The sequence below is a fragment of the Nodosilinea sp. LEGE 07088 genome (assembly GCF_015207395.1).
In the GTDB taxonomy this organism is placed as follows: domain Bacteria; phylum Cyanobacteriota; class Cyanobacteriia; order Phormidesmidales; family Phormidesmidaceae; genus Nodosilinea.
Genome location: NZ_JADEWX010000198.1, coordinates 1 through 9665, shown reverse-complemented (window position 1 = coordinate 9665; position 9665 = coordinate 1). Strand labels below are relative to the sequence as shown.

The window sequence follows — 9665 nt, the reverse complement described above, 5'->3', positions numbered from 1 at the left end:
CACCCACACCCGCCCGCTGCCGGGGGCAATTTTCTTGGAAGATGCTCGGGTGAACGAATGGCACGATCGCTACCGCGATCGCATTGCCGCCGCCGTGCTCGACCACCTGATCGGCATCTATGGCGCGCGCACAGGTGAGGTGCTGTCCCTGGTGGATGAGCACCCTGACCTAGCCGAGCCGATCGTGGACTATGCCCACGACATCAAGGCCCAAATCGTCTTTGCCGTGCAGGAAGAGATGGCCTACACCTTTGTCGATATTCTGCGCCGCCGCACCACGGTATCGATGCACAAAAACTATGGCTTTGATGCGCTGCCGGTGGTGGCTGAGGTACTGCGCCAGTATTGCGGCTGGAGCGAGGAGCGCTGCGATCGCAACATTCAGGCCTACCACAAGTTCATGGCCGAGAACTGCATCCCCGACTATGCCCTGGAGCAGGAAGCGCCCTCATTGCAGATGGCCTAAATTGGAGCAGACGACCTAAATTGAGCCGAGGGTAAGGGGTAAAGTGTGAAGGATAATCGCACTTTACCCCTTGTACATTTAAACCCCTTTCACATTTAAACTCGGCGCTTTCACCATCCCCTACCCCATCACGACATCATGACTACCGCTACCCAAACTGTCGATCAGGTCTTTGAGACCTACAAGCATCGCGAAATCACCCTGGCTGTGTTGGGAGCCGGAGCCTGGGGCAGCGCCCTGGCCTTCATCGCCACCACCCACAATCACACGGTGCGAGTCTGGTCGCGATCGGGGGATCTGTCCCTGGCAGAAGCAGTAGATGGCGCAGAGGTTATTCTCTCCGCCATTTCAATGAAAGGGGTAGCCGATGTCGTGGATCAGCTCCAGGAGCTGAATATTCCTGAGACCACAATCCTGGTAACGGCGACCAAAGGCCTCGACCCTAAAACAACCCTGACACCATCTCTGATCTTTCAGCAGGCCTTCCCTCACCATGCAGTGGCGGTGCTCTCTGGCCCCAACCTGTCGAAAGAAATTGAGGCCGGGCTGCCCGCCGCCACGGTGATCGCCTGTGAAAACGAAATCGCCGCCGAGGCCGTGCAGCATGTGTTTGCGGGCGAGAATTTCCGCACCTATAGCAGCACCGACCCCCTGGGGGCCGAGCTGGGCGGCACGCTGAAGAACGTGATTGCGATCGCAGTCGGCGTCTGCGAAGGGCTAAAGCTGGGCTCAAATGCGCGATCGGCTCTGATCACCCGCGCCCTACCCGAGGTTATGCGCGTGGGTACTCATCTAGGCGGCCAGCCTGAGACCTTTTTGGGCCTCTCGGGCCTGGGCGACATGCTGGCCACCTGCACCAGCGTCCTCAGCCGCAACTACCGGGTGGGCTATGGCCTGGCCGAGGGCAAATCTCTCGAACAAATTCTGGAAGAGTTAGGCAGCACCGCCGAGGGGGTCAACACCGCCTATGTGCTCCACGATATTGCCCAGCGAGAGGAGATTTCTATACCTATTTCCAAGCAGGTGTATTTGCTGCTCAAGGGCGATATCTCTGCCGAGGAAGCGGTCGCGGCCCTGATGGAGCGCAAGCTCAAGGCCGAAGACTACCAAGAGATTTTGCAGGGCGAGTGATGGTGGTTACTGGCAGGTGCCTCGAGTATTGTTGATAACTGAGCCGTTCTAAAGGCTAGCTTGATAGCTAGCTTGATAGAATGTGGCCATGATGGGAACCTGATCTAGTCGCAACCCTATGTTCACCAACGATCCCCAAACTTCCCCTCCTGCTCAGACAGAGGATGTTGATCAACGGCTGAAAGCAATCGCCTATAGCCTCGACTGCCTTATTCCTGGGTTTTATTGCTGGTTAGGGCCTCTGCGGGTACGCCTTGGCGGTAGTTTGCCCGAATCAAGCTATCCAGGTACTATCCACAGTAAGTTAGGGGTTGCAATAGTGCTGCCGGGCTATCGCATCTACAGCACCTATCACGGTGAGCATGACCCTCGATAAGCATAAGCTCGATGGCATTCCGCAAATCACAGCCAAAATATTGCCGGGTGATGAGTTTGAAGTGATGCTTGTGCAGGAAGGCTACCAACGCGCAGGTTCTGCCCCAGCTCAGGGCAAACGCATCAAAGTTTGGTGGAATCATCCAAAACATAGACGCGTTGAAGCCATCTACAGCCCAGACGGCAAAATAGCTATTACAGCCTATCATGTTGACTAGCCGTAGGTTATGTCGTTGCGGTGTACCTCTCTCAGAGGCACATACATGATGCGAATCTGGGTTGATGCCGATGCCTGCCCCAATGTAATCAAGGAGATTCTGTTTCGAGCAGCCAAGCGGGTTGAGGTGCAGACCACCCTGGTAGCCAATCAGGAATTGCAGATTCCAGGGTCTGATTATATTGAGGCAGTGCAGGTGCGATCGGGCCTGGATGTGGCCGACAACTACATTGCCCAGCATCTAGAGCCCGGCGATTTGGTGATTACGGCTGATATTCCCCTGGCGGCAGATGCGATCGCAAAGGGAGCCTACGCCCTCAACCCGCGCGGCGACTTCTATGACCAGGGCAATATTCGCGAACGCCTGTCGATGCGCAACTTTTTGGACGAACTCCGCAGCAGCGGGGTCGAAACCGGCGGCCCGCCCCCGTTTAGCCGACGAGATACCGAAGCCTTTGCCAACCAGCTCGATCGCTTTTTGAATCGTCATGGTTCTCAAAATTAGACATTCAGTCTATCTAGGCTCAACTCTGGCAATGCCTAAAAGACGTATATTAAGACAGACAGGCTGGCTCAATATTAGACTCTCTAAATTAGTAGGGTGGCATGAAATCCCTTCAGGACATTCAGCACCAATTGCGGTCAGGAAGGTTTGAATTTACACGCCACGCATTTAAGAGAGCTATTGAGCGAAATATCAGCGATCGTGAAATCTGCGAACTGTCGTCTACCTAGAGATTATCGAAGACTACCCAGAGGACAAATATTCGCCTAGCTGTTTAGTTTTAGGGTTTACCGTTTCGGAACGAGCGCTGCATATGCAGGTTTCTCGAATGGCATCAGATATGGTGAAAATTATTACTCTCTACGAACCTGATGAAGCTGGCTGGATTAACTTGAGAACCCGGAGGTAAGGATGTTTAAGTGCCATGTTTGTGGATCGACTAAACCAACTACAACGCATGTGACTGAGGTTTTCAACATCGATAGCAAGTTTTACCTGGTCGAAAATATTCCGGCTACGGTGTGTGCTAGCTGTGGTGAGGAGGTCTTTAGCCAAGAGACTACAGAGAGTATTCGCGAGATGCTGCATGGGGAAGTTGAGCCTAGCCGTTCTATCTCTGTCGATGTCTTTGCCTACCAACCAAAAGCATCTTAATAAACTGTGGGAATTTGATCCCTGGCGGCAGATGCGATCGCAAAGGGAGCCTACGCCCTCAACCCACGCGGCGACTTCTATGACCAGGGCAATATTCGCGAGCGCCTGTCGATGCGGAACTTTTTGGACGAACTCCGCAGCGGCGGGGTCGAAACCGGTGGCCCGCCGCCGTTCAGTCGGCGGGATACCGAAGCCTTCGCCAACCAGCTCGATCGCTTTTTGACCCAGCACCATCAACCGTTATAGAGACAGCGTGGCCAGCTCCTTAATTGACCTGGGCAAGATTGGCCGACTGAAGATGCCCTGGCAACTGCTCTGCTGTGGCACCCGGCACAGCTCTCTGGTCAGGGTGCATCCCACTTTTGCAAGTTTGCGCCCCTCATCCCCCAGCCCCTTCTCCCAAAATTCTTAGGGAACTTGCTGGTTCTATTAAGAGGCTTGCTGGCTTTGCCAGCGTTCTTGCAGTTTTGCCATCCAGGTGCGGGTTCCAAAGATTCCGTTCAGCAGCCCTGACACTGTGAAATCAGCATCTAGCTTTTCCCAATGCAATCCTGTTCCGCTAGGGGTAATCTCTACCGCTGCTAAGTCTTCGGGCAGGGCATGGACTAATCCCTGAGCGATATCGGGAGGGAAGCTAAAAGTTGCACCATTGTTTAAGCGCACCACAATTACGTGAGTTGACCTGTCGTAACTGGCATCTATGGCTCGTGGTTCAACCCTAGTTGTTTGCATTGCAGCCTCCCTAGCCTGTTGGAGATCTGCTAAAAATTGAGCTTCATCTACTGGGTTAACCATGAATCTCTATCCAACGCTGCAATACCTCAAACAGCTCTACGATACAAAAATTGGTTTGCAGTCGGCACGCTTTGGGAGACTCTGTGCCAACACGGTTGAGCTTTCAGAGCACATCTAGTAAATTACAGCTTGCGGGGAATGGTTTAGACGGGGAGTGAGAGAGGTACCAGCTCTCCCAAACCCCTAATCATTCCGACTTAAACACGCTAAGCCGCAATGACTAGACCTATTTTAGTTCTAGCCTTCGGTATGGCACCCTTGCGGGATGCTCTAGGCAGTTCCCCGTTTTCTTTACCGAAGGTGAACTCCCATGACCTATGAATTTCAGCTGCCCGTGCGCAACCAAGAGCTGGTGCGCCTGATTGCCATTGGCGACTACGGTGCCGTGCGCGACACCATCAAACAACTCGGTGCCCTGGGCTACGCCGACCCCGATCGCTGGTCTAAGCTCATGCCCACAGGCCGCGAGGGCGAATATCTCTCCATCCATACCCGCCGCTACGCCCCAGCGGTGGAATAACTCAAAGCCCCTGAGAAAGCTTTCTCAGGGGCTTTTGGATAGCTGTCTTTAGGGTTGCATGCGATCGCCGTAGCGCAACAACTGATCGATCGCTGTTAGCCGGTACTGCCACGATTGCAGTCGATAGCCGCTGTTGGTCGTATCTACCAAAATACTGGAGGTGAGGGGCCTGCGTACTGTGGCCAGACCAGTCTTTACGGTTTCGAGCTGACGGTGGGAGGGGTTCTCGGCCAGGGCTTCAAACTCAGCACCGAGGGCATTAACCGACTCTAGCCAGGGCATGAGCATATCGTGATCCATCCACAATCGCTCCTGAGCCAGTAGCCAGTTCCACTCGCGCTGTAGGGCCTGGTATCGACTCAGGGCCATGGCGTAAGGGTTGGCGGCAGCAGGGCTGGCGCTTTCTTGAGTTTGAGCCAGCACCGCCGATAGCTCGGCATTTAAGTCGTTGGCGGCAAATAACGCATAGCCAGGGGTAGGCAAGTCGCGGCTGGCCTGCATTTGGTCGAGGGTAGCGGCATCTGACAGGTTGAGCAGACGAATGCCTGGAATCACCAGGGTTGAGCCAAACGATTCATCCACCAGCCAGGGCAATATGAGACGTTCAAAGCGGCTGGTGTCACCCGCATAGCTCATCAGCACAATCCAGTCGAGATAGTTGGCTCTGGCCCAGGTACCCCAGTCTTGCTGAATGCGCTGGAGGCGATCGTGCTCGGGGTTGGCAAACACCGCCGCCGACATGACCAGGCCCGGGCGCTGACGGCGCAGGGCGCTAGAGAGGGTTTCGACAAAAGAGGTCACCTGCTGCATCCGAAAATCAGTCCAGCGATCCCACAAAATCTGCTGTTGAATTTGTTGGTTGCGGTCTAGGGAGCGATCTGGGCGAGGGCTAATCTCCAGTGGATCGACCCCGCTGATGCTTTGAAATCGCCAGCGGGCTACTTCGCCATAGCCGTAAGTACGGTTGGCCCCAGGGTCTTGAAAGGGGTAGCGAATGTAGTCGAGGTGTAGCCCATCGACATCGTACTCGGTGACAATTTCGGTCATCAGCCGGGTCAGGTAGCTTCGCACCTGGGGGTTAGCAGGGTCTAAAAAAGGCTTGTCTTGTCCACGGGGTATGCGGTTGCCGACGTTGTCGTAGCCAGCCCAGTCGGGGTGCCGACTCAGCACCGGGCCAGGATAGTCGGCGGGTTGGTTGAGCAGGCGGTTGTGGCGCTGGTTGCCCGTCGCAAACACCCACACCCAGGCGTGTAATGTCATATCTCGCTCGTGGGCTAGCTCAACGGCGGCGGCGAGGGGGTCCCAGCTCCGGGTGAGGGGGTTTTGCTCGGGGGCGACTTGGCTGGGGTAGATGGTGTAGCCCGCGTTGACGGTTTCAAAGAAGACGGTGTTGATGCCAGCGGCAGCGAGTTTGTCAAATACGTCGCTCAACCCCTCGGGCGATCGCGCCCTCACGATGGTGCCGCGATCGAGCCACACGGCGCGAATCTCACCCTGGGCCTGGGAGCGTTCGGTCGGGAAATTGTCCCAGAGGGCGGTGCGGGCGGCCAGCCAGCGATCGCGCACCTCACCATGCTTACCCGCCTTTAGCAGGTCATCCCATTCGGTGAGCAGTTGCTCAGCTTCACCCAGGGCCGGATGCAAATAGCCGCCCCGTTCTCCTGAGACATTGACGGCATCAGCTGATGCCGTCAACACCGGGTCACGGTTGGGCAGGCTCAGCACCGTGGGCATTTCCCAGGCCCGCTCCATAATCAGGGCACTTTCAAAGCGGCCAATCAGATTCTTGAGCTCTTGCTGCATGGCTAAAAACACCACCGGGCTGGGGGGGCGGCCGGTGGGGGAGAGCTCAATCACCGCTGGGGCGATCTGCTCAGCCGGGTCGTCAGAGCTATTACTGGGCAAAGGGCGATCGGGCGATGCCGCCGGATTGGCCTGCAACCTGCTGGGCCGCTGGCTGGGGGGCAGCGGTGGCATGGGCACTGCGTTGGGGGTGCGACCGGGGCGAGGCAAAGTCTCGTCAACGGGTTCCTGACCGGCGCTGGTTATAGGACTACCGTCAGTCTCGCCCTCGGGCATCTGCTCCGATGATGAGGTTTCCCAACCGGGAGGCAATAATCGGGGCCGCTCAGAGGGTGGTGGCGGCGGCCCCATGGGCACTTCGCTGGGGCGATAGCCCGGTCGAGACTGGTCTGACGCTGGCCAGACCGGGGTAACCCCATCGCCGCCCTCTAACTCTTCGCTGGCATCGGGGTCAACCTCTGAAGAGGCCGTGACAGCCACAGTTTCTAGGGGCGGCTCTAGGTCAGCGGCCTCGGCCTGGGCCCAGGTCGTTGAGGGCAGCATGGTACCCCCAACGGCTAATCCTGCCAGGGCCAACGACCGCCCCAGTCGGGGTATCGCCACCCCAAAAAGGCTCCAGCCCGGTGTTTGCCTTACCATCTCAATCCTCTACCCACGGCGCTAATTGTGGCACAGGCCAGCCGATTCGAGGCTGCCCTCCTTCAGTAAACCCACTAGGCTAGTGGACTAACGGTGCAGGTCGTGCCTGGCTGGAGCGGCACCAACTGCTTCACCATACCCAGCCCTAGCCCCGGACCTGGAATATGGCTGACCTGTTGCCTGGGTATAAGGGCCAAGTCGCTTGATAGTGATTCCCGAAAGGCCCGAAAATGAAGGAGTCTAGCCGAATCCCTTTGTGCTTTGGGCAGGCTGCCAAGTCATCATCATGCCCATGCTGCCTGCGACGGTAAAGGACTGATCCTGGGGATGCCAGGCTACGGCAGAGCATGCTTCCTGGGGGAACTTAATCGTTTGCAGGAGCGTTTTACCCTGCTCCCAGAGGGTCACGACGCCATCTTGGCCCACGGCGGCCAGTAGATCGGAGTTGGGTTGGAATGCGATCGCATTTACCCGCTGCCGGTGGTGCTCTAGCACCCGCGATTGCCAGCCCCGTCCCTGCCGCTCCCACACGGTAATGCCCTCGATACAGGCGGCGGCTATCAGGGGCGAGCCCGATGGGGTATTGAGCGCAGACCAGGCCACCTGCCGCACCTTGCCCGGAAAGCCCTGCATTAACCAGGGCGGTGGACTGTTCCACTCGGCTACGGTCAGGGTGCGATCGAGATTGCCCGACCCCAAATAACGCCCGTCAGCAGACCAGGCGCAGTGCAGGCTGGCACCGGGCACTGCGATCGCCTGATGCGGGTCGGCCCAGTGCTCTGCCGACCAGACCTTGATGCCGCTGTGACCACTGGCGGCCAGGTGCGACCCCGTCGGGTGCCAGGCCAGGTGCAGCACCGACGAATCGGCAAAGTCCAGCTCAGCGATCTTTTCGTTTTTAGGGATATTCCAAATCTGCACCTGAGGGCCGACGGCGTAGGCCAACTGGGGTTGGGTTGGGTGCCAGGCCAGTCGGTCAATCCAGGCCCCTGCATAGACTTGAGCCCAGGCTGGGTCAGACTCTGGGCTTTGCACCGACCACACCAGCACTTCGCCCGATTGTCCCCCCACCGCCAGCCATTCACCATCGGCAGAGAACCCCAGGGCGTTAATAGCCTGGCCATCCGCCAGGCGCAGCATCCGCCAGGCGGCAGACTCTTGCCCCAGGCCAACTTCTCCCGCTGCCGTGGCGGCCCCGAGCCAGGCCCCATCGGGCGACCAGGCCAGGGCTGTGACGTAGTCGGAGAGAGAACACCGCCAGGACTTGGCAAATTTTGGCTTTGCACTGCTCACGCCAGACAGGCCCGAAATCCTTGGCGAATGGCGGCTTCATCGAGGTTGCGCCCGATGAACACCATCTCACTGCGCGGCGTTTCGGTGGGCTTCCAGGGGCGATCGGGGCGACCGTCAAAAATCATGTGCACCCCCTGGTAGACAAACCGATTGGGCTCATCTTTCAGGTTGAGAATGCCCTTCATGCGAAAGATGTCGGGGCCTTTGGTTTGCAGCAGGTCATTCACCCAGGCACTGAGCTTGTCGCTGTCTAAGGGCTGCTCTTCGACAATGGCGAAGGAGTAGACCTCGTCGTCGTGCTCGTGGGCGTCTTCGTTGAGAAAGTTGGGGTCAACTTCTAGCGCCCGGTTCAAATCAAAGGCTTTGACGCCCAAGATCGACTCGATCGCCAGGTCAGAGTTTTGGGTGCGATAGATTTTCACCATCGCGTTCATCGCTTTGATCCGCTGTTCAAGTTCGGCCAACTCGGCTTCACTGACCAGGTCAATTTTGTTGAGCAAAACCACATCGGCAAAGGCAATTTGCTCCTGGGCTTCGGTGCTGTCCCAGTGCTGGGCAATGTGCTTGGCATCGACGACGGTAATCACCGCATCCAGCGCCAGCTGCGATTGGATGTCTTCATCCACAAAGAAGGTCTGAATTACCGGCGCCGGGTCGGCCAGCCCGGTGGTCTCGATCACCAGGTGGTCGAACTTGTCGCGCCGCTGCATCAGGTTGCCGATGATGCGAATCAGATCGCCGCGCACGGTGCAGCAAATGCAGCCGTTGTTCATTTCAAAGATTTCTTCGTCGGCGTCGATCACCAGCTTGTTGTCGATGCCGACTTCGCCAAACTCGTTGACAATCACCGCTACTTTTTTGCCGTGTTCGTAGGTCAAAATGCGGTTGAGCAGGGTGGTCTTGCCTGCCCCCAAGTAGCCGGTCAAGACTGTGACTGGAACTCCGGCTGTTGCTGTTGCCACCATAATCGTGAATCACCTACAGAGGAGTGAACCCCTCAGAACTCCGGCATTATCTCTGACGGCGATCCCTCGGGAATGTTTGAAGTGAACATTTTGGGTGAACCTACCTTGCCCTACGGGTACACCTCCTAAAGAGGGGATGGTGGTGCGGATCCCCTCCAGGGAGGGGCAGGGGTGGGATTGCGAGGATTCTTGAGGCAGGGAATTCCCTCATCGCTGAGACTGGCCCACCCCGCCCTGCGGGCACCCCTCCCAGGGAGGGGATGGTGGCGTGAATCCCCTCCCTGGGAGGGGCAGGGGTGGGA

Annotated in this window: 10 protein-coding genes and 2 pseudogenes; 8 read left to right on the top strand and 4 right to left on the bottom strand. The window is 57.3% G+C overall.

What is annotated here, in order from left to right; all coding sequences use genetic code 11:
- The 7 genes and pseudogenes from IQ254_RS26850 to IQ254_RS26825 all read left to right on the top strand — a co-directional run.
- Nucleotides 1-466: glycerol-3-phosphate dehydrogenase C-terminal domain-containing protein (locus tag IQ254_RS26850; RefSeq protein ID WP_278000378.1), on the top strand; the 466-nt coding region annotated here is incomplete at its 5' end.
- A 138-nt stretch (nt 467-604) separates the two neighbouring features.
- The gene (locus IQ254_RS26845; RefSeq protein ID WP_193969219.1) at nt 605-1597 is read left to right on the top strand and encodes an NAD(P)H-dependent glycerol-3-phosphate dehydrogenase; all 993 of its coding nucleotides are present in this window, start codon (nt 605-607) and stop codon (nt 1595-1597) included.
- Between the two features lie 362 nt (nt 1598-1959).
- Nucleotides 1960-2190, top strand: a complete 231-nt coding sequence (locus IQ254_RS26840) for a hypothetical protein (RefSeq protein ID WP_193969222.1) — start codon at nt 1960-1962, stop codon at nt 2188-2190.
- 48 nt (nt 2191-2238) lie between these two features.
- Nucleotides 2239-2694 carry a YaiI/YqxD family protein gene (locus IQ254_RS26835; RefSeq protein WP_193969221.1) on the top strand — a complete coding sequence of 152 codons (456 nt, stop codon included), beginning with the start codon at nt 2239-2241 and terminating at the stop codon, nt 2692-2694.
- A gap of 101 nt (nt 2695-2795) precedes the next feature.
- A pseudogene (locus IQ254_RS33985) lies at nt 2796-3103 on the top strand (DUF4258 domain-containing protein).
- 50 nt (nt 3104-3153) lie between these two features.
- Nucleotides 3154-3348, top strand: a complete 195-nt coding sequence (locus IQ254_RS26830) for a YgiT-type zinc finger protein (protein WP_369011366.1) — start codon at nt 3154-3156, stop codon at nt 3346-3348.
- A 21-nt stretch (nt 3349-3369) separates the two neighbouring features.
- Nucleotides 3370-3594: pseudogene (locus IQ254_RS26825) on the top strand (DUF188 domain-containing protein); the annotation flags it as partial.
- A gap of 183 nt (nt 3595-3777) precedes the next feature.
- On the opposite strand, the gene IQ254_RS26820 reads toward IQ254_RS26825, so the two are convergent.
- Nucleotides 3778-4080: a DUF2442 domain-containing protein gene (locus IQ254_RS26820; protein WP_228041130.1), complete on the bottom strand. Its 303-nt coding sequence runs from the start codon at nt 4078-4080 to the stop codon at nt 3778-3780.
- Nucleotides 4081-4453: 373 nt separating this feature from the next.
- Here IQ254_RS26820 and IQ254_RS26815 point away from each other — a divergent pair, with 373 nt between their 5' ends.
- Complete coding sequence (locus IQ254_RS26815) at nt 4454-4663, top strand: hypothetical protein (RefSeq protein WP_193969216.1); 210 nt, start codon at nt 4454-4456, stop codon at nt 4661-4663.
- 48 nt (nt 4664-4711) lie between these two features.
- Here IQ254_RS26815 and IQ254_RS26810 read toward each other — a convergent pair whose 3' ends face one another.
- The 3 genes from IQ254_RS26810 to IQ254_RS26800 form a co-directional block, all read right to left on the bottom strand.
- Complete coding sequence (locus IQ254_RS26810) at nt 4712-7105, bottom strand: family 10 glycosylhydrolase (protein WP_228041129.1); 2394 nt, start codon at nt 7103-7105, stop codon at nt 4712-4714.
- Between the two features lie 240 nt (nt 7106-7345).
- Nucleotides 7346-8398 carry a WD40 repeat domain-containing protein gene (locus IQ254_RS26805; protein WP_193969215.1) on the bottom strand — a complete coding sequence of 351 codons (1053 nt, stop codon included), beginning with the start codon at nt 8396-8398 and terminating at the stop codon, nt 7346-7348.
- Complete coding sequence (locus tag IQ254_RS26800; protein ID WP_193969214.1) at nt 8395-9363, bottom strand: GTP-binding protein; 969 nt, start codon at nt 9361-9363, stop codon at nt 8395-8397. The genes IQ254_RS26805 and IQ254_RS26800 overlap by 4 nt, the downstream gene beginning before the upstream one ends.
- Nucleotides 9364-9665 lie beyond the last annotated feature (302 nt).

Bases quoted from the DNA above. Each gene is read 5' to 3' on its own strand.
- IQ254_RS26845 (WP_193969219.1), top strand. From the start codon at position 605: ATGACTACCGCTACCCAAACTGTCGATCAGGTCTTTGAGACCTACAAG.
- IQ254_RS26840 (WP_193969222.1), top strand. From the start codon at position 1,960: ATGACCCTCGATAAGCATAAGCTCGATGGCATTCCGCAAATCACAGCC.
- IQ254_RS26835 (WP_193969221.1), top strand. From the start codon at position 2,239: ATGCGAATCTGGGTTGATGCCGATGCCTGCCCCAATGTAATCAAGGAG.
- IQ254_RS26820 (WP_228041130.1), bottom strand. From the start codon at position 4,080: ATGCAAACAACTAGGGTTGAACCACGAGCCATAGATGCCAGTTACGAC.
- IQ254_RS26815 (WP_193969216.1), top strand. From the start codon at position 4,454: ATGACCTATGAATTTCAGCTGCCCGTGCGCAACCAAGAGCTGGTGCGC.
- IQ254_RS26810 (WP_228041129.1), bottom strand. From the start codon at position 7,105: ATGGTAAGGCAAACACCGGGCTGGAGCCTTTTTGGGGTGGCGATACCC.
- IQ254_RS26800 (WP_193969214.1), bottom strand. From the start codon at position 9,363: ATGGTGGCAACAGCAACAGCCGGAGTTCCAGTCACAGTCTTGACCGGC.